This is a genomic window from Comamonas endophytica, from assembly GCF_023634805.2.
Taxonomy (GTDB): domain Bacteria; phylum Pseudomonadota; class Gammaproteobacteria; order Burkholderiales; family Burkholderiaceae_C; genus Comamonas; species Comamonas endophytica.
This window is the reverse complement of sequence record NZ_CP106881.1, coordinates 315,456-337,094: the sequence shown is the minus strand read 5'-3', so window position 1 is coordinate 337,094 and position 21,639 is coordinate 315,456. Positions and strand designations below refer to the sequence as shown.

Here is a 21,639-nt window from a genome sequence, read left to right as displayed (position 1 = left end):
TGATCGGGTGGCATTTTCTCGGTTACAATGGATGCTTCTACGGTGGCTGTAGCTCAGTTGGTAGAGTCCAGGATTGTGATTCCTGTTGTCGTGGGTTCGAGCCCCATCAGCCACCCCAAATATTGAAAACGCCCCGAATGCAGGTTCGGGGCGTTTTTGTCTTGGGCGCATGCTTCATGGCATGCGCCGGTTCCTATTGAAGCGTGGCGAGAAACGCCGCCATGTCCTGCGCATCCTCGGGCGAGACGCCCAGCTGGGGCATGGCGGTGCCGGGCTTGACCTCTTGGGTATGGGTCAGCCAGCGGGCCAGGTTCTGCGGTGTGTTGGCCAGCGTGCCGGCAATCAGCGTGCGATTGCCAATGCCCTTGAGCGGCGGGCCCACATAGACATCCGATCCGGTGATGCCTGGAATGCTGTGGCAGGCATTGCACGCGTATTGGTGCAATGCCTGGCGGCCGCGCTCCACATCGGGGGAGAAGTCGGGCGCGGGCCGTGCCTGCGCCGCAGCATTGCGCTGGCCGCCGGCCGGGGCAGTGGTGGATTGGGTCCACTGGGCGTACTGCGTCGCATCGAGTTGCGGCAACTTCTGCATGAAGGCCACCAGCTCCCAAAGCTGTTCGTCGGGCAGACGGTATTGCCAGGCCGGCATGCCAGTCATCTTGATGCCGTGGCGCACCACCCAGTAGAGCTCGCGCGGGCGCCAGTGCTCCCGCGCATCGACCAGCGGTCCGGGCAGCGGTTGCATGCTCAGCCCGATGGCGGACTGTGCCACGCCCGGGGCCCCATGGCACTGCACACAGTTGCTGTGATAGCTGGCCGCACCGCGCAGCGCCATCTGCGGGTCGGTGAGCGGCGGTTCGTCGATGTTGCGGGCTTGGCGGCGCACCGACTGGCGCATCGCGGTCTCCATCAGCGAGTGCGTGAGCTGGATATGCTGGCGGGTGGCGGAAATATCATAGATTCCCGCATAGACCACCACGGCGGCGGTGAGGGCGGCTGTAAGACCGATTCCAATGGTCGTGACGGCAATGATCAGTAGCAGCTTGTTTTTTCGCATTTGCTGCGATTTTGCGTCAGTTGCACGCATTAGTGCGACAGAATGGATCAATGAGCCGCAAGTATGCCTTTTCACCTACGTTGCTGCCAATGCTGCTCGCGGGTCTTGCCTGTGCCTGCGCGGCAGCGCAAGGGCAAGACCGATCGACACCCGCGCCCGAGGCGCGCATCCTGATCGAGCGCGGCAAGGCGTTGCTGGGGCAGTACCAGTGCGGCGCCTGCCACACCATTCCCGAAGTGCCCATTTCCCGCGGCCCGGTGGCGCAGCCACTCGATGCCTGGAGCCAGCGCAGCTATATCGCGGGGCGGATCCCCAACACGCCGGCGATGCTGGCGCAATGGATCATGGCGCCGCAGGCGCTGGTGCCGGGCACTGCCATGCCCGACATGGGCGTTTCGGCAGAGGATGCCCGGGCCATGGCCGCTTTTCTCTTTTCGCTGGAATGAAGTCGGACGGCATGTTTTTTTCGGTGGGCGACGCCGCGCAGTCCATCGAGACCGTCACCTGGGTGCTGTTTGGCGGCGCGCTGGTGATCTTCACCGGCGTGATGCTGCTGCTGGCCTGGTCGCTGCGCAAGCGGTCGGGCGCGCTGCGCCCGCGGCTGTGGGTGCTGGGCGGCGGCGTGGTCTTTCCCGCCGTGGTGCTGGCGGCGCTGTTTTTCTGGCTCGTGCCGCGCATGCCGGCCTGGAAGCCCATACCCCCGGCCGACGCGCTGATCGTCACGGTGAAGGCGCACATGTGGTGGTGGGAGGTACGCTACCGCGATCCCGCGACCGGAGCCGATGTCATGGCGGCCAACGAGATCCGCATTCCCGTGGGCCGGCCGGTGTACTTCGCGCTGACCAGCGCCGATGTGATCCACAGCTTCTGGGTGCCGCAGCTGGCCGGCAAGATGGACATGCTGCCCGGGCGCATGCAGCATCTGCTGGTCACGGCCACCGAGCCCGGCACCTGGCGCGGCCAGTGCGCGGAGTTCTGCGGCGAGCAGCATGCGCAGATGGCGCTGCACGTGGTGGGGCTCGAGCCAGCCGCGTTCGACGCCTGGCTCGCGGCGCAGGCCCGGCCCGCGCCGGCGCCCGCCACGCAGCTGCTGCTGCTGGGGCGCGAAAGCTTCCTGGCCCAGCGCTGCAGCGCCTGCCACACGGTGCGCGGGGTGAGCGAGGAGGGCCGGCTCGGCCCCGATCTCACGCATTTCGGCAGCCGCCTGCACCTGGGCGCGGGCATGCTTGCCAACACACCCGAGGGCCGCGAACGCTGGCTCACGCATATACAGCAGATCAAGACCGGAGCCCGCATGCCTTCCTACGACCGCCTGGAACCTGAAACGCTCGAGGCGCTGGGCGAATGGCTGGGGTCGTTGCAATGAGCGAAACGACCGCAGATACGCTGCCCAATTCGCTGCCCCGGCCCGAGGGCGAGCTGCAGGCGCTGCAGCGCGCCTGGGAGCCGCCCAAGGGCTGGCGCCGCCTCTCGGCGGTGAACAACAGCCAGATCGGCGTGTATTACCTGGCGACGGCGCTGCTGTTTTTCGTGCTGGCCGGCATCCTGGCGCTGATCATGCGCGCGCAGCTGGCGCTGCCGGACGGCACCCTGGTCGATGCGAACCGCTACAACCAGCTGTTCACCATGCATGGCTCGGTGATGATGTTCCTGTTTGCCGTGCCGGTCGTGGAGGCGGTGGCCGTCTGGCTGCTGCCGAACATGCTGGGGGCGCGCGACCTGCCATTTCCGCGCCTTTCCGCCTACGCGTTCTGGGCCTATGCGATCGGCGGCTTGGCGTTCTTCATCACCATCTTCTTCGGCGCCTCGCCCGATGGCGGCTGGTTCATGTACCCGCCGCTGACCAGCAAGGAGTTCTCGCCGGGCATCGGCGCCGACTGGTGGCTGCTGGGCATCGGCTTCATCGAGATCTCGGCCATTGCCGGCGCCATCGAGCTGATCATCGGCATCCTGTTCACGCGCGCGCCGGGCATGCGGCTGATGCAGATGCCGATCTTCGCCTGGGCGGTACTGGTGGCGGCGCTGATGATCATCTTCGCGTTTCCGGCGCTGATCGCGGGCACGGTGCTGCTGGAGCTCGAGCGTGCCTTCGACTGGCCCTTCTTCATTCCCGCGCGCGGCGGCGACCCGCTGCTGTGGCAGCACCTGTTCTGGTTCTTCGGCCATCCCGAGGTCTACATCATCTTCCTGCCGGCGGCAGGCATGGTGACCATGATGGTGCCGGTGATGGCGCGCACCTCGCTGGTGGGCTATCGTGCGATCGTCTGGGCGCTGGTGGGCGTTGGCGTGATCAGCTTCGCGCTGTGGATGCACCACATGTTCACCGCCGGCCTGGGGCCGCTGGCGCTGTACGTGACCTCGATCGCCAGCTTTGCCGTCGCCATTCCGAGCGGCGTGCAGGTGTTTTCGTGGATCGCCACTTTCTGGAAGGGCCGCGTGCAGTCGAACGGGCCCTCGCTGTTCCTGCTGGGCTTTCATTTCATCTTCGTGCTGGGCGGGCTCACGGGCGTGATGCTGGCGGTGGTGCCCTTCGACTGGCAGGCGCACGACAGCTATTTCGTCGTGGCGCACCTACATTACGTGCTGATCGGCGGGCTGGTGTTTCCGCTGTTCGCGGGCATCTACTATTGGGCGCCGATCTACAACGGGCACCGGCTTTCGGAACGTGTGGCGCGCTGGAGCTTCTGGCTGATGTTCGGCGGCTTCAATCTGGCGTTTTTCCCCCAGCACATTGCGGGCTTGGCAGGCATGCCGCGGCGCGTCTATACCTATGCGGATGGGCTGGGCTGGACGCTGTGGAACCTGTTGTCCACGGCAGGCGCCTACGTGTTTGCCGCCGGCGTGCTGTGCTGCCTGGTGGATCTGGTGCGCACCTTGCGGCGGGGCGAGCGCGAACATGGCAATCCATGGAATGCCGATTCGCTGGAATGGCTGCCCCAGGGCGACTATGGCGTGCGCAGCATTCCGCAGATCGCGGCGCGCTCGCCGCTGTGGAAGCAGCCGGCGCTGGTGGAGGAGGTCCAGGCCGGGCGCCACTGGCTGCCGAACACGGTGTTCGGCGGGCGCGAAACGCTGGTCACGAGCCCGGTCGATGCACGCATCCGCCACATGCTGCGGCTGCCCGGCGATGGCTGGCCGCCCTTCATCGCGGCCGCGGGCACGGCGGGTTTCTTCCTGCTGCTGACGGTGTCCTGGATCATTCCGGCCTTGGTCTCGGCCGTGATTTCCCTGGCGGCCATGGTGTTCTGGCTCTGGGGCTCGGACCGGCCGCCGCAGCAGGCCACGGCCGAGATCGGCGAGGGCGTGAGCGTGCCCACGCTGGCCACCGGCCGCGCCTCGCATTCCTGGTGGGCGACGCTGATCCTGCTGGCCGTCGATGCCACGGTGTTTGCATCGTTCGGCTTCGCGCATATCCATGTGTCGATGGCGCTCGACGTCTGCCCGCCGCCGGGCGCGAGCCTCCCCGTGGGGCGGATGTGGCCCGCGGGGCTGCTGCTGGCCGCGTCGGCGCTGATGGTGTGGGCGCAGCGCAGCCTGGGCCGCAAGCCGCAGGCCCGGCTGCGGCTGATCGTGGCGCTGGCGATGTGCGCGGCGATCGGCGCCATCGGCCTGGATCTGGGCATGCATCTGCAGGAGGGGCTTTCGCCACGCGCCGATGCCTGGAGCGCCACCGTGGCGGCGCTGGTGTCGTGGCAGTGCTTCCACGCGCTGGTGCTGCTGGTCATGGGCAGCTATGTGCTGGCGCGCTCGTGGGCCGGCTGGCTGCGCCCCGACGCGCGCGCGACGCTCGACAACACGGCGCTGATGTTCCACGGCACGGTGGCGCAGGCCATCGTCGGCATGGCGCTGGTGCGCTGGCTGCCGAGCTGGATGGGAGGCTGACGGCGGGGCGGCAGGGCGCTGTTCCGGGCGCGATGTCATGAGGGTTAAATGTGCGCGGAACACCATGCGTGCTTTGCAACATCAAAGGCGACCCGTGAAACGCGTTCCCTACGTCCTCTCCCTGGGTCTCATCGTGTCCGCCGTGCTGACGGCTTGCGGTGGCGGCAATGGCGACGCCGTGGCCCCCGGCCCCGCACCGGCGCCAACGCCAAGCCCGCAGCCGATGGAACTCACCATCCTGCACATCAACGACCACCATTCCAACCTCGACAGCAAGAGCAAGACGCTGCAGCTCAGGACCACCGCCGGCGCCGCTGCCAGCGCCGTGGTGGCCGATGCCGGCGGTTTCCCGCGCGTGACGGCGGCCATCGAGGCGCTGGCCGCGCAGTCGGCCAATGTGCTGAAACTGCACGCCGGTGATGCGCAGACCGGCACGCTCTATTTCAACCGCGCCGGCGCCAATGGCGAAGCCGATGCGGCCATGATGAACACGGTGTGCTTCGACGCGTTCACGCTGGGCAACCATGAGTTCGACAAGGGCGACAGCAGCCTCAAGGGCTTCATCGACCTGCTGCACAAGGGCGCCTGCAAGACGCCGGTGCTCAGCGCCAATGTGAACTTCGGCGCCAATTCCGCGCTGCTGCCGGCCAAGGCGCCAGGCTACGTCAACAAGTCGACGGTGCTGCAGCGCGGCGGCCAGTCGATCGGCCTGGTCGGGCTGACCATCGCCGGCAAGACCAAGACCTCGTCCAGCCCGGACGCGGACACCCGCTTCGAGGACGAAACCGTGGCCGCGCAGCGCGAGATCGACGCGCTGCGCGCCCAGGGCATCAACAAGATCGTGGTCATGAGCCATATCGGCTACGACTACGACAAGACCGTGATCTCCAAGCTCGGCGGCGTGGATGTGGTGGTGGGTGCCGACTCGCACACGCTGCTCGGCCCCGCCAGCCTCGCGGCCTATGGCGTGGGCACGCCGGCCGGCGCCTACCCGACGCAGCTGACGAACAAGGACGGCAAGCAGGTGTGCCTGGTGCAGGCCTGGGAGTACAGCCAGGTGGTGGGTGAACTGAAGGTGTCCTTCGACGCCAACGGCGACGTGACGCGCTGCGCCGGCACGCCGCACGTGCTGATCGGCGACAGCTTCACCGTGGCCGGTGCGGCCGCCACCGAAGACCAGAAGGCCAGCATCCTGGCCGACGTGAACGCCAGCGGCTTCCTGCGCGTCACGGCGCCGAGCGCGGCTGCCGCAGCGGTGCTCAAGCCCTTCAAGGACAAGATCGACGTGTTCAGCAGGAGCCGGGTGGCGACGGCGCCGCAGGAACTGTGCTCGCGCCGCGTCCCGGGCGGCGCCGGCACCACCGACTACAGCCGCTCCAGCGCGGCCTGCAACGCGCAGGGCGACGTCAACGTGCATGGCGGCGACATCCAGCAGCTGGTGGCCCAGGCCTACCTGGAAGTGGCCAACGCGAACTACGGCGGCGCCGACATCACGCTGCAAAGCGGCGGCGGCGTGCGCGTGCCGCTCAGCGGCAACGTCACCGCCGCCAATGTCATCGAGGTGCTGCCCTTCGGCAACATGCTGTTCCGCCTCGACGTCACCGGCCAGGAAGTCAAGAGCATGCTGGAAGACGGCATGCAGGCGGTGTACGGCCCGGGCGGCACCACCGGCCCCTATCCCTACACCGGCGGCATGCGCTTCGATGTCAATGCCGGCCTGGCGCGCGGCAGCCGCGTGTCCCATATCGAAGTGCGCGACGCGGCGAGCGGCACGTGGAACCTGCTCGACATGGCGAAGACCTACAGGCTGTTCGTGCTGAGCTTCAACGCCACCGGCGGTGACGGCTACACGACGCTGGCCTCAGTGCCTGCCGCGCGCCGGCTCGATATCGGCGTGCTGGACGCCGACGTGTTCCAGAGCTACATCGACAGGCAGGCCAAGGATGCGTCGAGCGGACTGCCGGTGCTGCGCAAGCTCGACAAGTCGCTGTACAGCACCAGGTCGTACGTCCAGCCCTGAGCGGCCGCGGCGCCAGGCGTGTCCGCGGGCACGCCTGGCCGATCCTTGCTTCCGTCGACGCCCAGGGCGTCGATTTTCGTTTCCGAGGGCCGGACGCAGAGCTTGCGGTTGCGGCCTACAGCGGCGCCCGAAAGCGCCCCTCCATACTCGGCGCATGAACAAGCAAGCCCTCCCTCACTCCCTGCACTGGCTGAGCCTGCTGGCCCTGGCCGCCGGCATGTCCGCGGCCTCGGCGCAGCAGATCACCGGCCCTGGCCTTGGCGCCAACCCGCAGCTGCCCGCGCCGGACAAGGGCGGCCTGCTGCCGACCGTCAACATCGCCCCCGCATTGGGGTGGAACGAGGGGCAGATGCCGGTTGCGCCCGAAGGCTTCAGGGTCACGGCGCTGGCCGCGGGGCTGGACCATCCGCGCTGGCTGCATGTGCTGCCCAACGGCGACGTGCTGGTCGCGGAGAGCAACAAGCCCGAGCCCGAGGAGGGCGCGAAGAACGTCCATGCCGATGGCTTGCGCGGCAAGGCCATGGGCATGGTGCAAAAGCGCGCGGGCGCAGGTACGCCCAGCGCCAACCGCATCACGCTGCTGCGCGACGCCGATGGCGACGGCGTGGCGGAAACGCGCAGCATCTTCCTGCAGAATCTGGTCTCGCCCTATGGCATGGCGCTGGTGGGCAAGCAGCTGTTCATCGCCAATGCCAACGCCATCGTGAAGGTGCCCTACGAGACCGGGCAGACCACGATTTCGGCCACGCCGGTGAGGGTGACGGATCTGCCGGCGGGCGCCAACCACCACTGGACCAAGAACATCATCGCCAACGCCGACGGCAGCAAGCTCTACGCGACCGTGGGCTCCAACAGCAACATCGGCGACAACGGCATGGCCGCGGAAGAGGGCCGCGCCGCGATCTGGGAGGTGGACGTCGCCAGCGGCGCCAAGCGCCTGTTCGCCAGCGGCCTGCGCAATCCCAACGGCCTGGGCTGGGAGCCGCAGTCCAAGACGCTGTGGACCGTGGTGAACGAGCGCGACGAACTGGGCAACGACCTGGTGCCCGACTATCTGACCTCGGTCAAGGACGGCGCCTTCTATGGCTGGCCCTGGGCCTACTGGGGCCAGCATGTGGACGAGCGTGTGAAGCCGGCCAATCCGGACATGGTTGCCAAGTCCATTGCGCCCGACTACGGCCTGGGCTCGCACGTGGCGCCCCTGGGCATGGCGTTTTCCGACAGGCGCATGCCCGCGCCCTATGCCGAGGGGGTCTTCATCGGCCAGCATGGCTCGTGGAACCGCAAGGAGCTCGTGGGCTACAACGTGGTGTTCGTGCCCTTTGCCTCGGGGCGTCCTTCGGGGCCGCCGGTGCAGTTCCTCGGCGGCTTTCTCAACGACGAAGGCAAGGCGCGTGGCCGACCGGCGGGCGTGGCGCTCGATGCCAAGGGCGCGCTGCTGGTGGCCGACGATGTGGGCAACACCATCTGGCGCGTGGTGCGCGCCAAGTGAAGCCCTAGCGCAGGCGCCAGGCCTGCAGGCGAAAATCGAGCCAGAGCGCAGCCAGTACCGCCGCGCCGAACACCCAGGCGCCGAGCGCACCCGCCATGCCGCCCGACAGCAGCGTGCCGATGGTGCAGCCCAGTCCGGTCATCGCACCCCAACCGAGCAGCGTACCACCGATGATGCCGCGCAGCGCGTCGCGCCCTGTAGGCCGGCGCGGGGTGAATTGCCGGCTGGCCAGGGAAGCGACAAAGGCGCCGCCCACCAGCCCCGCCAGCACCAGCGCATTGGGCGTGGCCCAGCTTTCCTGCGGCAAGGTGGCGCAGCCGGCAAAGCCATCGAGGCCATCGAGCCGCTCGGGCACCCAGCCGCGCTGCTGCAGCGCGCCGCGCACCTGGCTGCCCAGCGTGGCCGTGACGCCGAGCGGGCGCATGCGCACGATGGTGGCGACGCTGATCAGGCCGACCAGCGCGCCGCCCAGCGCATAGTTCCATCTTCCTGTCCACAGTGACTGCCACAGGCTGCGCAGATCGCGTGCTTTTTGCGGCTGCATTGCAGGCGCGCCCGCGGACCGGCGTTGGACATGGCGCTGCCAGATCCACGCACACCACAGGGCCAGCGCGCCCAGCTGCAAAGCCAGCGCGCCGCCATAGCCCAGGTGCTGCGGCAGCCAGACGACCGGGGCATCGGCCACCGCAGCGCTGTACAGCGGGTTCCAGGTGTGAAAGCCGATGGCAAAGCCCAGCCCGGTGCCCAGCAACGCAAATGGCGCCACGGCCGAGCCCTCTGCCAGCCGGTACCAATGCGCGCTGATGCATGATCCAGAGACTGCCATGCCGGCGCCGAAAGCCAGCCCGGCCAGCACCAGCACCCAGCTGACGGGACCAATATGCATCTCCGGCGGCAGCTGGCCGGCCTGCGGGTTGGCGACCCAGCTGCTTTGAACGACGGTCATGCCGACCACCCCGATCGCCAAGGCCAGCGCGATGGCCAGGATGCCGCGAGGGTCGTCGCGCTGCAGCCAGTCGCGCGCATGGCAGTAGAAGCAAAAGCGGGTGCGCTGGAGCACCACGCCCAGGGCAATGCCTATGGACAGGGCGAAGACCAGGGTGCGGCCGGTGGGGAGGGTTTGGGCATGTTGGGAGAGGAGCCAGAGTCCGGCCAGCACGAAGGCTGCGGCCAGGGGTTGCCAGGTGGTGGGGATCATTGAGAAGGGCATGGGGAAAGCTTGAGGCCAGGGAGTCCATGGTTCGAGCCTTCGACAGGCTCAGGAGCAGCACGAACGCAGGAGGGCGACGGGCTTATCGGAAACCCGTCTTTACCGGTCGCCCTGAACGTGTCGCAGGGTGTACGGCTCCTCGATCCGACAGTTGCAGGTCTGCATTGCTCAAGAACAGGCCGCCGATGTTTCGAACGGCCCGGCCTTGTCACGAACAGCAGATCTACTTCGCCGCCCAGACCGTGCCCGCCGGGTTATTGATCGGCACCCCCACCGCATTCCCATACTCCGTCCACGACCCGTCATAGTTCTTCACGTCGTACCCCAGGATCTTGGACAGCGCGAACCAGGTGTGGCTCGAGCGCTCGCCGATGCGGCAGTAGGTGATCACCGGCTTGCTGCCGTCGATGCCCACGCCCGCGTAGAGCTTGCGCAGCTCTTCCTTGGGCTTGAAGGTGCCATCTTCCTGCACCGCCTGGCCCCAGGGCACGTTCACGGCGCCCGGAATATGGCCTGCACGGATCGCAAGTTCAGGCACGCCGGCCGGGGCGAAGATCTTGCCCTGGTATTCGTCGCCCGAGCGGATGTCGATCAGCTTTGCCTGAGACTTGCCCTCGGCCACCGCCAGGGCGTCGCTCAGGCGCGCGCGCAGATCGAGATTGACCTTGCCCACGCGGTAGTTCGTCGCCGCGTACTCGGCCGCGCGGTTGTTCAACGGGCGGCTCTCGGCCTCCCACTTCTTGCGTCCGCCATCGAGCAGCTTGACGTTCTTGACGCCATAGATGTCGAACACCCATGCGCCCCAGGCGGCAAACCAGTTGTTGGTGTCGCCATAGAGCACCACCGTGGTGTCGTCCTTCACGCCGGCCCTGGACAGCAGCTTCTCGAACTCCTGCTTGCCGACGATGTCGCGGCGTAGCTTGTCGTTGAGGTCGTTGTGCCAGGAGAGATTCACCGCGCCCGGAATGTGAGCGCGCTCGTAGAGCCCGGGGTTGACGCTGACCTCGATGACACGGATATCGCCGCGATTGAGGTTCTGCGCCAGCCACTCGGTAGTGACCAGCGGGCCCGTGGCCGCGCCGCCGCTGGCGGTATTGCCCAGTGCCGCGCCGGCGAGTGTGGCCAGCAGCACCGTGCTGCCCAGACGGATGGCAAAGGCGTGCAGGCCGGATGCAGGAACGGTCGTCGTCATGAGGGTCCTTGAAGGGTGAGGGCAGAGCTGCCGGAAAGATTCTTCGCGCCGGCTTCATGTCCGGCGCTTGCCAGCGAATGTAGAAGCGCCGGTTGCCGCGCCCAAGTGAGTTTTTGAAGCATGGATATGCGGCGCGCGCATAGGTATGCGCCCGGCTGCCTGGCGCCGCAGCGCGACTTCATGCAACTTGCCTTTGCAGATCGAAAACCACGCTATAATTCGAGTCTACGGTGGCTGTAGCTCAGTTGGTAGAGTCCAGGATTGTGATTCCTGTTGTCGTGGGTTCGAGCCCCATCAGCCACCCCAGACAAGAAAAAGGCCCTTGAGAAATCAAGGGCCTTTTTTCGTTGGCGAATGCGTCATTCGCTCCAGGCGAAGCGCTCGGTACCGCTCTTGCGCAGCATCATCACGCGGTCTTTGCTGGCCTTGCAGATCCATTCCTGGCGCGAGCGCTCGAGTTCGGCGGAGTCGGCAAACAGTGCATTGGGAGTCAGCACTGCTGCGAGCGCGCAGTGCGGCGCCCGCACCGATTCGTAGCGGATCCACTCGATGGAGGCTTCGATGGCGGCCTGCGCCAGTTGCTGGGTGGCGCTGTAATCCGCAGGGTGTTTCCACAGGGCGGAGCATCGCACCCAGGGCTCGGCCATCAGGTCGATGGCGTGCCCGCGCACCGAGGCATGGTAGAAGGTATGTTCCGTCACCAGCTCGCCATCCGCCACCAGACCCGCGCTGTCCTGGATGAAGCGCATGCGCCAATAGGCGATTTCCGAGCATGCGCCTTCCAGCGTGGAGGCGCCGTACCAAAGGCCGCTGCGCTGGCCCGGCCTGAAGCGCGAGGCATGCGGCGGGAAATAGCGAAACGGGCTGAGCAGCAGGTAGTGCCTGGCGCCCGGCACGCCCGGCGGCTTGCTGCCTTCGAGCAGCAACTCCAGCAGTTCGTGTTCCTGCAGCGTATCCACCAGCTTGAGGGAAGCCGCGATGTATTGCGTCTCGACGCCGCGCCAGGCAGGCGCCATGCCCAGTTCGGCCGCGTGCTGCATGAGCCACGCCGGCTCCCAGGCCGGTGCGCTCATGTGGCGGCACGCATGCCATCCAGGTAGGCAAGCGTCCGGACCAGGCCGTCGGCCTTGCGAATCAACTGGTGGGGCTGGCCCAGCAGCGCCTGGTTGTAGCTGGTCATCCAGTTCCTGCGCTTGCGCTCGTCGCCTCCCGTCAATGGGTCCAACGACCGAAAAACACGGATCAGCATCAATGCCAGCTCGCCTTCCTTGGAAGTCGGGCTGATGGGCCTGCCATTGGCTTTGAGACGGGATACCGTGGCCTCGCTGATGCCGATCACCGCTGCCAGTTCCGCGTTGTTCAGGCCCAGCTGTTCGGCCGCGCGCAGTGTGGCTTTGGTCAAGACAACGGCGGCATCAGGGGTAGGCTTGAGTGCGGGAAGCATGGGCTTTCTCCTGCCCTGACGGTCCAGGGCTTGCGCGAATGATAACAAAGTCTCGGAAATAGCAGTCATTTGAAAGGAATGACTGCATATCTTGCATTTGATGCCAAGCGCTACTTCTTCTTCAACCACCGGTCCGTGATCTCGCTGGCCTTCTTTTCCGTGCGCCGGTTGATTTCCGCGATTTCCTGCGGGCTGCGCGCGGCGGTCTGGCAGCGTTCGGCAACGCGGGGAAAGCGCTGGCGGCATTGCTGGGCCTGCTGCCTGGCCTTGTCCCAGCCCTCGGTTTCGCCATAGAACTTCACCGCATAGGGCATGCTCTCCTCGGCCTGCGCGAATTGCTGCATGCCGCGCTCGAGCACCCGCTTGGCGGCATCGCGCTGGCCGCTCTCCTTCAGGCGTGTGCTGCGTTCGGTGTAGAGCGCCCAGGCGCGGTCCGTGTCGGAGGCGAAGTTGGCCTCGAACAGGCTGCCCAGGTCGCGCGGCAGGCCGCGCACGGCGCCGGGCTGGGCGTGGGCGGCGGTATAGAGCGCGAACAGCGGCACGGCGTGGGTGGCGGTGGGCCCGGAAGCCGCCTGGCGCGCGAGCGCCACGGCACCTGGCGACTGGGGCGCCTCCATCGCCTGGTACGCGGCCTGGTAGTTCTTCAGGATGGCCTGGGTGCGCTTTTGCGCCAAGGCCGACTGCAGCGGGGCCTGGGCCGGTGTGCGCTCCTCGGCAATGGCCGGGTATTGATCGGCAAGCTCGGCCAGGATGTCCTGGCGCTTGACGGTATCGGGGTGGGAGCTGGTGAACTTGCCCAGCCAGCGGCCCAGATCGAAGCTGGCCTGGCTCACGCCGACGTTGAGCCCGGCCTGCAGATTGGCGCTGGCATCGTTGAGCGCCGCCGAGACCGCATTGTTGCTCTTGGGCGCCTCGCGCGCGACGCGCTCGCGGGTGCTGGCCTGGATCGCCTGCTTCAGCGCCTCCTGCTTTTGCAGCTCCAGCGCCTCGTTTTGCTGCTCCCAGCCGCCCAGCCGTTCGAGAAAGGCCTTGGTGCCATGCTCGTAGCTGTAGCCCAGCCGATGCGTGATGTGCAGCGCGAAGCGGTCGGCCGCGCTTTCCTGCGTCTGGCCATACAGCGCCGTGGTCAGCGTCTTGCCCAACGCGTACGAGGCCTGCAGCGTGTCGACCTGGTTCCAGCCCTGGGCCTGCGCGGTCTTGTAGGCAATGCCCAGGCCCAGCGAGGCAAAGCCGGCGGCCGTGTCGGCGCTGGCGATCGCGCCCTCGAGGCTGTGATAGTGCAGATAGACATGGCCGAACTCATGCGCCAGCAGCGCCACCAGTTCGTCCTCACTCTGCACCGATTGCAGCCAGGGCAGCGAGACATAGATGTTGCCGGCGCCGGTGGCGTAGGCGCTGAGCGAGGACTGCGCCAGCAGGTGCACCTCGCCGGGCCACTCGGGCACCAGCGCCGCGGCCTTGATGCGCGCCAGCAGGCCGTTGAGATAGCGCTGGGCCTCGGGCGCGTGCACCAGGCCGAAGCCACGCGCGCGCTGGTTCATCACGTCCTGGGCGGGATCGGGCCAGGCGCGGGCCTCGGGTGCGGGCAGGGGATCGAGCGGGCTGGCGGGTTTTTGCGCCAGGCCGGAGACGCCGGGCAGCTGGCTCAAAGCCGGCGGCATGGTTTCGCAGCCGGCGAGCAGCGCGGCCAGCAAGGCAAGGGGCCAGAGACGGCGGCGGGCATCACTTGCAGGCATTCTGTCCCACTCCGGGCGTGGCGATGGTGGGCTGGCTGTCCACGCGCTGGGTGGCGCAGCCGCCCTCGGCGCCGCGCAGGATGCGCACCTGCACGCCCTTGATCCAATGGTCCTGGCCGCCGACCGCCACGCGGTGGAAGCTGTTCTTCGATTCCTGGATCGTCAGCGGCAGGCCCAGTTCGGCCACCGCTGCCTGGCGCACCGGGGCCGCTGCGCCCGCGGAGGCAAACAGATCGACCGCCGCACGGCTGCTGGGGCTCGGCGCGACGATGCGGTCCTGAGCCTGCGCGCCGCAGGCGGCCACGGCCAGGCTGGCGGCAAGGAAGAAGGAAAGTTTCATTCACGGTCTCCAGTGGATTGAGGGGATGCGTTGTCGGGGCCCAGCAGCAGCCAGCGCAGGTGGGCCAGGTAGCCCAGGCCTTCGGCCACCAGCGTCATGCCGACGAGTTCCACGACCGGCAGCATGCCGATGCGCGAGAAATGCTGCAGCAGGGAAATCAGCGCCATGGCGGCAATCGCCTTGAGCGTGATGGCGCAGATCCAGCCCAGCACGGCCAGCGCGCACCAGGCCAGGCGCTGGCGCAGCGTCGAGGGTTCCTCCAGCGACAAGGCCAGGGCCGACCAGCGCTGCTGCCAGCGCGCAGTGCCCTGCCAGCGCCGGCGCAGCCGCGCGCGCGCCAGGTTCCAGCCCAGGTGCACGATGAACACCGCGGCCACGGCGGCCAGGCCCGGCAGCAGCAGGCCCCGGGGCGGCGGCATGCTCCATTCGGCGCTTTGCTTGTAGTCGTTGCCGTAGGTGAGGAAGTTGTCCAGCGCCATCGCATGCATGTGCACGCCGGCGATCCGGCCGTGCACCGGCGACTGCGCGAAGTCGTTGTATCCGCGGACCTGCGCGCCCACGAACAGGTACTTGCCCGAAACCTGCGCGGCCAGCGCCGATTCGTCCAGCTGCTCCACGTCGCTGAAGCTCAGCGTGCGGTGGTAGGGGCACAGCGGGCCCGCAGGCTCGTCCTCCCAGAGCTGGCGCAGCGCGCCGGGCACCAGGCTGGACCAGCGGCGTTCGCCGGGAAGGCAGTGGCGCGGGCCCGGCATGACCGCGGGCGCGGAGTTGTGCCCCCACACCAGCGCCATCGGCTGCGGATGCGCATCGCGCGCGATGGCGCCGACGTCCTCGGCCATGGCCAGCGCCGCGCTGCGGTAGGCGGGGTGCTTGGCCGGGTCCGGCGACGGACCCTCGACCCACTCGCTGCCGTTGAAATGCCGCTGCATCTGATAGCTCCACGCCACGGCATCGAGCGGATCGGGCACATAGTCCACGCCCACCAGCGTGTAGCAGCGGCCGGGCCCCTGGCTGGCCTGCATCAGCTCCGGCCGGATCGCCAGCCCGCCGCTTGCGGCATCGGCCAGCCCCGCCAGGAATACCGGGATGCCGCGCTCGCGCTGTATGGCGCAGAGCCGGTCGCGCAGCGCGGTCCAGCTCGGATCGGGGCGCTCCTGGCCAAAGGTGATGTCGATCATCAGCGCCTTCGGCGGCGGGCCGGGCAGGTCGACCAGGCGGCCCAGCCAGTCGGCATGCTCCTGGTAGCTTATGGGCCAGGCCGTGCCCAGGCCGTTCAGGAAGCGCTGGTCATAGAGAACGACGGTGATGTCATCGCGCGCCTGGCCGGGATAGGCCAGCTGCGCCGATACCGGCGCCTGGGCACGCGCCATGAAACGCGTGACGGCCATGCCCTGGGCGTTGATCTTGTCGCCCAGCCAGAGCATGCCAAAGGACACTGCCGCCAGCAGCACGAACCCCAGCAGCAGCGCCGCTGGGCCCGGAAGGTGCCAGCTTCCGCGGTCTGCGCCCAGCGCCAGCGCGTCGCGGACCATGGCGCCGTGCTTCGGGGAACGGGAGCGGGCGGGGGAGGGCAAACTGGACATGAGGCAAAGCGCGGCAAAATTCACCGGCCCCACAGGGGCCCGGCGAGACAGGCCCCAACCCATGGAGGTGCGGACCCAATGCGTGGTGGTATTGATACAAAAGTATCATAGCGAAACATCCGCCCCGGACGGAATGATTTCGCGCGTGGCGATGCTTCAAATGGGCGCCAGCGGCCGCGGCCCGCCAGGTGCAGCCACCGCAAGCGGCGCGCGCCGATGCGCCAGCGCGCGCTGGAACAGCGCCATGAAGCGCGGCGCGACCTTGGAGATATGGAATTGCCGCCCGGTCTCCTGCGCGGCCTGGCTGTAGCGCGCGCGGCGCACGGGGTCGGCGCGCAGCGCCTGGATGGCTTCGATCCAGGCATCGTCGTTGTCGGGCAGCAGCAGCCCGTTGACATCGTTTTGCACCAGCTCGGGCGTGAAGCCCCAGTTGGAGCCGATGACGCAGCCGCCGCGCGCAAGGATCTCCATCAGCCCCCAGTTGGCAACGCCATAGCGCAGCGGGTAGAGGAACAGGTCCACGCCGGCCAGCATCTCGGAAAACTCCGCGTAGGGCAGGCGCCCCGGAAATTCGACCACCTGCGCGCCTGGATAGACCTGCAGCAGATGGTCGCGAAAGCTCGCCACCTTGCCGCCGTAGCGGCGCTCGACCCACTGTTGCTCGTAGCCGTAGGTGGCGGCCGTGGGATCGCCGATGGCCAGGAAGCGCGTATTGCCGGCATGGCCCTCGCGCACCATGCGGTCCACCAGGCGCATATAGGTCTCGAAGCCCTTGGCGCTGGAGAGATCGCGCGCCGAGAACGCGATGGTGAAGGGCCGGTCGGGGTCCTGGGCCGCGGCAGTGCCGCGCAGCGGCGGCTGGATGTCGAAGCCCTCGAACTGCACCGCGATGCGCTCCTGCAGCAGCGGCGGAAACATGGAGCGCGCATGGGCGCTGGGCACGATGGTGAGGTCGCTGCACAGCACCTGGTGAAAGTGCAGCATCTCGGTGTTGCGGTCGGCCAGGCGCTGCGCCTCGTCGGGCGGGTAGAGCGCGTCGTTGCCGTGCGCGCGGTAGCTGGGGAACTCGATGTAGCTGACGATGGCCGCGTCGAGCTCCTCGTAGAGCCAGTTGGGCGCGCCCCACAGCGAGTGCGCCACCACGATGTCGATGGGCCGGCCCTGCGCCTTCTCGAAATCCCTGAGCGCCTTGAGCACGCCGCGGCAGATGCGCGCCGAGCGCTCGACCTTGCTCGAGTAGTAATAGCTCTGCGGGCCGACGATCTTGCCGTCGGGCTGGAAGGACAGCAGATGGTCGCAGTCCTTTTCATGGCTGGCCTTGTGGCCCGGCGTGGTCATGAACCAGCTGTCGGCCAGGCCGGTGGCGCGCAGGTGGCTGCACAGCAGGCTGTACTGGCTGGGATACACGGCGCCGACGAAAACAATCAGGGGTTTTTGCATGGTGGGAACTCGGGATACGGCATCAGAAGGGGCCGGCGGCGGCCCTGTCATTTCCAGCTTCGTCTTCGGTCTCGTTGGGCAGATACACCAGCGGCACCTCGGGCTCGCCATCGCTGATCTGGTACTTGCGCATCTTCTCCCACAGCACCTTGCGGCTGATGCCCAGCTGCTGCGCCGTGTTCTGGCGCTTCCAGTCGTTGGCGCCGAGCGCGGCGATGATGCGGTTGCGCTCCTCCAGGTCCCAATTGGCGCGGCTGGCTGGCTCGCCGCCGCCCGCGGGCAGCGGCACGGTGGTGGCAGACAGGCTCTGCGCCTGGCGCAGGATGCGCTCGGTGGCGCCGCCGCCCAGCCAGTCGCGGGTCTGGCGCGCGGCCACGCCGATGCGCTCGGCCAGGTTGCGCAGCTCGCGCACGTTGCCCGGGAAGTACATCTGCGCCACCGCGTCGAGAATGAAGAAGGGCGGCTCGCCCAGCTGGGCCAGCATCTCGTCGCCGATCACCTTGTGCAGGATGCTGGCGAAGATCGCCAGCTTGTCGGCCTCGCCGCGCTCCTCCAGGCTGGGCACCTGCAGCTCGACCACGGCCAGGCGGAAGAACAGGTCGGCGCGAAAGCGCCCGGCCTGCACCTGCTCGCGCAGCGGCTTGTTGGTGGCCGCGACCAGCCGGAAGTCCAGGCGCACCGGCGTGGCCGAGCCCAGGCGCGTGACGGTGCGCTCCTCCAGCACGCGCAGCAGCTTGACCTGCTGGTACAGCGGCAGGTCGGCGATCTCGTCGAGGAACAGCGTGCCGCCGCTGGCCTGCTCGAAAAAGCCCTTGTGCGCGGTCACGGCGCCGGTGAACGAGCCCTTGGCGTGGCCGAAGAACAGCGACTCGAACAGGCCATCGGGGATCGCACCGCAGTTCACCACGACAAACGGGCCCTGGCCGTAGTGCGTGTTGCGCACGTGCAGCCGCTCGGCGATGCGCTCCTTGCCGGTGCCGGTCTCGCCGCTGATCAGCACGCTGTGCTCGCAGTCGGCGAAGGTGTCGACGTCATTGAGCAGGCTCAGCATGCAGGGCGCGACGGCGATGATGTCGTCCGAGCGCTGGGGCTGGCTGTGCGCGCTCTGCAGGCGCTGCAGGATGCGCGCGAGCATGGCGCGCAGCTCGGCGCCGGTGAAGTCGAAGGGCAGCACATGCGAGTATTCGGTGGCGTAGCTGCCGGCCGTCGCGCCGCGCAGGTTGGAGCTGACCCAGAGCACCGGCATGCCGCCAAACGAGCCCTCGATGTGATGCCGGCTGTAGCGCGCGCCCTCGAGCACCGAGACGCTGACGATGGAGATCGCGTTGTGGCTCAGCGCCGCCGACGGCGGCGGGTTCATCCCGTCGGCGCGCACGACCTCCACATCCATGCTGAGCATGCAGCGCTCGACCCGCTCCGCGATATCGGCTTGGCCTTCCCAGACGTAGATGACCAAATCGTTCTGATTCACTATGGTTTTCCTCGCATTGCTTCAAAACACCAGCTCGGCGGTGTTGCAGTTGATATCGAGCGCCCTGACTTCGCTGCGGCCCAGCTCCAGCCCCAGCACCTGGTCCAGCAGGGGCGACAGGATGGCCCGGCCGACGCCGTTGAGCAGCGCCTTGAGCGGATCGAGGACCGGCTTGAGCAGCACGCACAGCGCGCCGTTGCAGGTGACGCTCGCCGAGGCCGTGTTCTTCAGCGAATCGACCAGCGCGTTGGCATCGGTCAGGTTCACCTGGGTGTGGTGCTGCTTGAGCAGGTTGTTCAGGTTCGCCAGCACGCAGCTGTTCCAGGCCAGCAGCGAGCTCAGCAGGCCGGCGCAGCTGGTGTAGCCATTGCCCAGGGTGCTCACGCCGACCAGGTCCAGCACGCCGTAGGTGGTGCTGGTGTAGGCCTTGAAGGCCTGCGAGAAAGTGCCGCTGCTCCATTCCGCAGGGGCGCAGATGACCAGCAGGCAGCTTCTGGGGATGGCATTGGCGAAGCTGAAATCGCTGGTCACGAGCCTGGCCAGGTAGCCGTCGGCGCCGGCGCTGCCGCGGCCATGCAGCAGCAGGTCGATGGCGGGATCGATGCGGTAGAAGCCGCCCGACTTGCTTTCCTCCAGATAGAGTTTGGCGAGCGCCTCGATCTGCGCGTCTCGGGTGGCCGTGGCCGAGCCTTCGGTGCTCATGCCTTGCCAGCCGGAATGCAGGATCGGTGGCGAAAACAGGCCGCCCAGCAGCTGGAAGATGGCATCTGCGAGCGAATCCAGCAGGTTGCCCGGCAGCAGCGGATTGCCGGGCGTGCCCAGCGCGTCGGTCCATTGCGACTCGCCCTTGGCGATGCCTTCGAGCTGCTGCCGCGAGGCCAGCGCGTCGACGCTGATGGGGCCGCGCACATCGAGCGACAGCGGGGTCTTGATCAGCAGGTTGTCCGGGTGCGCGGCGCCCAGCTCCGGGTAGCCGATGGTGATGCCGGCGATGCGCGAGGCCACGTCCATATCGAGCGTGGGCGGGTGGGCGCGGCAGTTCACGCCGTTGTCTTCCAGCAGCGTGCCGGTGGCGCTGACCCCCTCGACCCGGATCGGCAGGCGGATGCGCACGCCCAGCAGGTCCAGCAGATTGCCCAGCAGCGGCAGGCCCCTGGAGTCGATGTCGAGGTCCAGCCGCACCTGCGCGCTGTGGCCCGTGGTGCCCGGCGGGCCGACGGCGATGGTCGGCGGCTCGACCACCGTGAGGCCCAGCTTCACGCTGCCCAGCAGCGAGGTGTCCTGGATCTGCAGCGCATGGCCCTGCGCCGCGAGCATGATCGCGGTGTTGAGCACCGCGCCCAGGTTCACCTGCGCATCGAGCGCCGCCAGATTCGGCGAAGTGCTCTGTCCCAGCGACAGGAAGGTGAAGATGCCATGCGTGCCGGCGCTGGAATCCCCCAGCAGCGGGACCGTCGTGTCCAGCAGCCGCACGCCCTCGATGCGCAGCTCCCTGATGATGTCGATGGAGGCGCGCACGCCGGCCTCGAGCGTGTGGTCGGAAAGCACCGCCAGCGAGGCCTCGAGGATCTGCAGCAGGGTGAGGCTGTTGAGATCGGCCAGCTGCTGCGCCGTGAGCACGGCCAGGCCCTCGATGCCCAGATCCACGCCCAGCGCCTCGAGCAGGCCCGCAGGCGTGATGCGCGCATTGGCCAGCCCTTCGGAATCGAGCAGCGTGAGCTGGCCCACATCGAGCCCGATCAGCGTCAGCAGCCGGCCCAGCGCTGCATCGGGCTGCAGGTTCAGCAGCTGCGCGCCGACCTGGAACGCGCTGGCCGGGTCGGTGCGCTGGGCAATGGCCTCGGCACGCACGCGGCGGCTCCAGGGCCCGGGAACGAAGCGCGGCGACTCGCCTTCGAGCACCACCTGCGCGGCATTGATGCGTTCGCCACCGGCCAGGAAATGGCGCGGCCCGGGATGCCTGGCGGCATTCCATTCGCCGCAGCGCACGGCTTCGGCAGCCAGGTGCGGGCCGGAGGCGATGGGCGCCGGCCAGTTGCTCACCACGCTGCGCAGCCCGGCGGCCTCGCAGGCCGCCGTGTCGTTGGCGCCGCTGCCCTGGACCGCCTCGATGGCCGCGAGGTCGGCAATGCGCTGCAGGTCGCGCTTGGCATAGAAGGAATAGCCCAGATCGACGATGCCCAGGATCAGCAGCGTGACGGAGAGAAACAGCGCCAGCTGCACCATCAGGCTGCCGCGCTGGCGCCTGGCGCGCACATGTCGGGACATCATGCGGGGTCCTCCATTTCGCTGGCGCTGATGAAGCTGCGCGCGCGCAGCATCTCGGGCTCGATGAAGTTCAGCCCGCCCGCCGTGCCCAGCAGGGCCGGACGCGCGTAGGCCGCCTCCAGCGTCCAATGCCCGGTGCCCGTGGGCTGCAGCGTCACCGTGAGCCGGCCATCGACTTCGCTGCCCCCTCGCAGGTGGTGGCGCAGGGTAGCGCGGATGGAGCGCTGCGCCAGCTCGGTGGCGCGCGCCAGCATCTGGGCATCCGTGGGCCGGCTGCCGTCGGGCATGGGCAGGCGCGGGCGGTCGAGCAGGCGCGAGACCTGGCGCGCGCCGTCGCCGGTGGCGCGGACCAGCACCTGCTGGGTCTGCAGCACTTCCCAGAACGCCGCCAGGCCCAGCAGCATCGGCAGCATGACGAACAGCGCCAGCAGTGCGAGCTCGAGCGCCGCGATCCCGCGTTGCAGGCAGCGGGGCGGGGAAGGGGCAAGGCGGCGGGCCGGCATC

At 68.0% G+C, this 21,639-nt stretch carries 17 protein-coding genes and 2 tRNA genes; 7 read left to right on the top strand and 12 right to left on the bottom strand.

Annotation, left to right across the window (positions count from 1 at the left end):
* Positions 1-42: 42 nt before the first annotated feature.
* A tRNA-His gene (locus tag M9799_RS01455) sits at positions 43-118 on the top strand.
* Positions 119-193: 75 nt separating this feature from the next.
* On the opposite strand, the gene M9799_RS01450 is transcribed toward M9799_RS01455, so the two are convergent.
* Positions 194-1,057 carry a c-type cytochrome gene (locus M9799_RS01450; protein WP_231042642.1) on the bottom strand — a complete coding sequence of 288 codons (864 nt, stop codon included), beginning with the start codon at positions 1,055-1,057 and terminating at the stop codon, positions 194-196.
* A gap of 89 nt (positions 1,058-1,146) precedes the next feature.
* On the opposite strand from M9799_RS01450, the gene M9799_RS01445 reads away from it, so the two are divergent.
* The 5 genes from M9799_RS01445 (at position 1,147) to M9799_RS01425 (ending at position 8,451) form a co-directional block, all read left to right on the top strand.
* A complete protein-coding gene (locus M9799_RS01445; protein ID WP_231042641.1) occupies positions 1,147-1,503 on the top strand; it encodes a c-type cytochrome in 357 nt (118 codons plus the stop codon).
* An 11-nt stretch (positions 1,504-1,514) separates the two neighbouring features.
* Positions 1,515-2,423, top strand: a complete 909-nt coding sequence (locus tag M9799_RS01440; RefSeq protein WP_231042640.1) for a cytochrome c oxidase subunit II — start codon at positions 1,515-1,517, stop codon at positions 2,421-2,423.
* On the top strand, positions 2,420-4,939 hold the full coding sequence (gene ctaD, locus M9799_RS01435) for a cytochrome c oxidase subunit I (protein WP_231042639.1): 2,520 nt from the start codon (positions 2,420-2,422) through the stop codon (positions 4,937-4,939). The genes M9799_RS01440 and ctaD overlap by 4 nt, the downstream gene beginning before the upstream one ends.
* Positions 4,940-5,003: 64 nt before the next feature.
* Positions 5,004-6,959 carry a bifunctional metallophosphatase/5'-nucleotidase gene (locus M9799_RS01430; RefSeq protein ID WP_422688755.1) on the top strand — a complete coding sequence of 652 codons (1,956 nt, stop codon included), beginning with the start codon at positions 5,004-5,006 and terminating at the stop codon, positions 6,957-6,959.
* A 154-nt stretch (positions 6,960-7,113) separates the two neighbouring features.
* Positions 7,114-8,451, top strand: coding sequence for a PQQ-dependent sugar dehydrogenase (locus M9799_RS01425; RefSeq protein WP_422688753.1), 1,338 nt, complete (start codon positions 7,114-7,116; stop codon positions 8,449-8,451).
* Positions 8,452-8,455: 4 nt separating this feature from the next.
* Here the strand turns inward: M9799_RS01425 and M9799_RS01420 are convergent, their stop codons facing one another.
* On the bottom strand, positions 8,456-9,661 hold the full coding sequence (locus M9799_RS01420; RefSeq protein WP_250621327.1) for a YeeE/YedE family protein: 1,206 nt from the start codon (positions 9,659-9,661) through the stop codon (positions 8,456-8,458).
* Between the two features lie 223 nt (positions 9,662-9,884).
* Positions 9,885-10,853: a sulfurtransferase gene (locus M9799_RS01415; protein ID WP_231042636.1), complete on the bottom strand. Its 969-nt coding sequence runs from the start codon at positions 10,851-10,853 to the stop codon at positions 9,885-9,887.
* Positions 10,854-11,083: 230 nt separating this feature from the next.
* On the opposite strand from M9799_RS01415, the gene M9799_RS01410 reads away from it, so the two are divergent.
* Positions 11,084-11,159: transfer RNA gene (locus M9799_RS01410), tRNA-His, on the top strand.
* 53 nt (positions 11,160-11,212) lie between these two features.
* Here M9799_RS01410 and M9799_RS01405 read toward each other — a convergent pair.
* The 9 genes from M9799_RS01405 to M9799_RS01365 all read right to left on the bottom strand — a co-directional run bounded on the left by M9799_RS01405 (position 11,213) and on the right by M9799_RS01365 (position 21,638).
* Complete coding sequence (locus tag M9799_RS01405) at positions 11,213-11,926, bottom strand: RES family NAD+ phosphorylase (protein WP_231042635.1); 714 nt, start codon at positions 11,924-11,926, stop codon at positions 11,213-11,215.
* The gene (locus tag M9799_RS01400) at positions 11,923-12,297 is read right to left on the bottom strand and encodes an antitoxin Xre-like helix-turn-helix domain-containing protein (protein ID WP_231042634.1); all 375 of its coding nucleotides are present in this window, start codon (positions 12,295-12,297) and stop codon (positions 11,923-11,925) included. The genes M9799_RS01405 and M9799_RS01400 overlap by 4 nt, the downstream gene beginning before the upstream one ends.
* Positions 12,298-12,407: 110 nt before the next feature.
* Positions 12,408-14,033 (bottom strand): M48 family metallopeptidase, encoded by a 1,626-nt coding sequence (locus M9799_RS01395; RefSeq protein ID WP_231042633.1) that lies wholly within the window; start codon positions 14,031-14,033, stop codon positions 12,408-12,410.
* Positions 14,020-14,373 (bottom strand): hypothetical protein, encoded by a 354-nt coding sequence (locus tag M9799_RS01390; RefSeq protein WP_231042632.1) that lies wholly within the window; start codon positions 14,371-14,373, stop codon positions 14,020-14,022. The genes M9799_RS01395 and M9799_RS01390 overlap by 14 nt, the downstream gene beginning before the upstream one ends.
* Entirely contained in the window at positions 14,370-15,905 is a 1,536-nt protein-coding gene (locus tag M9799_RS01385; RefSeq protein ID WP_231042631.1) for a CHASE2 domain-containing protein, read from the bottom strand. Before M9799_RS01385 ends, M9799_RS01390 begins: the two co-directional genes overlap by 4 nt.
* Before the next feature lie 207 nt (positions 15,906-16,112).
* A complete protein-coding gene (locus M9799_RS01380) occupies positions 16,113-17,396 on the bottom strand; it encodes a glycosyltransferase (RefSeq protein WP_231042630.1) in 1,284 nt (427 codons plus the stop codon).
* Positions 17,397-17,418: 22 nt separating this feature from the next.
* Entirely contained in the window at positions 17,419-18,867 is a 1,449-nt protein-coding gene (locus tag M9799_RS01375) for a sigma 54-interacting transcriptional regulator (RefSeq protein WP_231042629.1), read from the bottom strand.
* Between the two features lie 21 nt (positions 18,868-18,888).
* A complete protein-coding gene (locus tag M9799_RS01370) occupies positions 18,889-21,138 on the bottom strand; it encodes a TadG family pilus assembly protein (RefSeq protein WP_231042628.1) in 2,250 nt (749 codons plus the stop codon).
* Positions 21,135-21,638 carry a hypothetical protein gene (locus tag M9799_RS01365; RefSeq protein ID WP_231042627.1) on the bottom strand — a complete coding sequence of 168 codons (504 nt, stop codon included), beginning with the start codon at positions 21,636-21,638 and terminating at the stop codon, positions 21,135-21,137. The genes M9799_RS01370 and M9799_RS01365 overlap by 4 nt, the downstream gene beginning before the upstream one ends.
* Between the last annotated feature and the right edge of the window lies 1 nt (position 21,639).

What these genes read in the sequence shown, in the direction of transcription:
- M9799_RS01450 (WP_231042642.1), bottom strand. Translation starts at nt 1,057, where the DNA reads ATGCGAAAAAACAAGCTGCTACTGATCATTGCCGTCACGACCATTGGA.
- M9799_RS01445 (WP_231042641.1), top strand. Translation starts at nt 1,147, where the DNA reads ATGCTGCTCGCGGGTCTTGCCTGTGCCTGCGCGGCAGCGCAAGGGCAA.
- M9799_RS01440 (WP_231042640.1), top strand. Translation starts at nt 1,515, where the DNA reads ATGTTTTTTTCGGTGGGCGACGCCGCGCAGTCCATCGAGACCGTCACC.
- ctaD (WP_231042639.1), top strand. Translation starts at nt 2,420, where the DNA reads ATGAGCGAAACGACCGCAGATACGCTGCCCAATTCGCTGCCCCGGCCC.
- M9799_RS01430 (WP_422688755.1), top strand. Translation starts at nt 5,004, where the DNA reads ATGCGTGCTTTGCAACATCAAAGGCGACCCGTGAAACGCGTTCCCTAC.
- M9799_RS01425 (WP_422688753.1), top strand. Translation starts at nt 7,114, where the DNA reads ATGAACAAGCAAGCCCTCCCTCACTCCCTGCACTGGCTGAGCCTGCTG.
- M9799_RS01420 (WP_250621327.1), bottom strand. Translation starts at nt 9,661, where the DNA reads ATGCCCTTCTCAATGATCCCCACCACCTGGCAACCCCTGGCCGCAGCC.
- M9799_RS01415 (WP_231042636.1), bottom strand. Translation starts at nt 10,853, where the DNA reads ATGACGACGACCGTTCCTGCATCCGGCCTGCACGCCTTTGCCATCCGT.
- M9799_RS01405 (WP_231042635.1), bottom strand. Translation starts at nt 11,926, where the DNA reads ATGAGCGCACCGGCCTGGGAGCCGGCGTGGCTCATGCAGCACGCGGCC.
- M9799_RS01400 (WP_231042634.1), bottom strand. Translation starts at nt 12,297, where the DNA reads ATGCTTCCCGCACTCAAGCCTACCCCTGATGCCGCCGTTGTCTTGACC.
- M9799_RS01395 (WP_231042633.1), bottom strand. Translation starts at nt 14,033, where the DNA reads ATGCCTGCAAGTGATGCCCGCCGCCGTCTCTGGCCCCTTGCCTTGCTG.
- M9799_RS01390 (WP_231042632.1), bottom strand. Translation starts at nt 14,373, where the DNA reads ATGAAACTTTCCTTCTTCCTTGCCGCCAGCCTGGCCGTGGCCGCCTGC.
- M9799_RS01385 (WP_231042631.1), bottom strand. Translation starts at nt 15,905, where the DNA reads ATGGTCCGCGACGCGCTGGCGCTGGGCGCAGACCGCGGAAGCTGGCAC.
- M9799_RS01380 (WP_231042630.1), bottom strand. Translation starts at nt 17,396, where the DNA reads ATGCAAAAACCCCTGATTGTTTTCGTCGGCGCCGTGTATCCCAGCCAG.
- M9799_RS01370 (WP_231042628.1), bottom strand. Translation starts at nt 21,138, where the DNA reads ATGATGTCCCGACATGTGCGCGCCAGGCGCCAGCGCGGCAGCCTGATG.
- M9799_RS01365 (WP_231042627.1), bottom strand. Translation starts at nt 21,638, where the DNA reads ATGCCGGCCCGCCGCCTTGCCCCTTCCCCGCCCCGCTGCCTGCAACGC.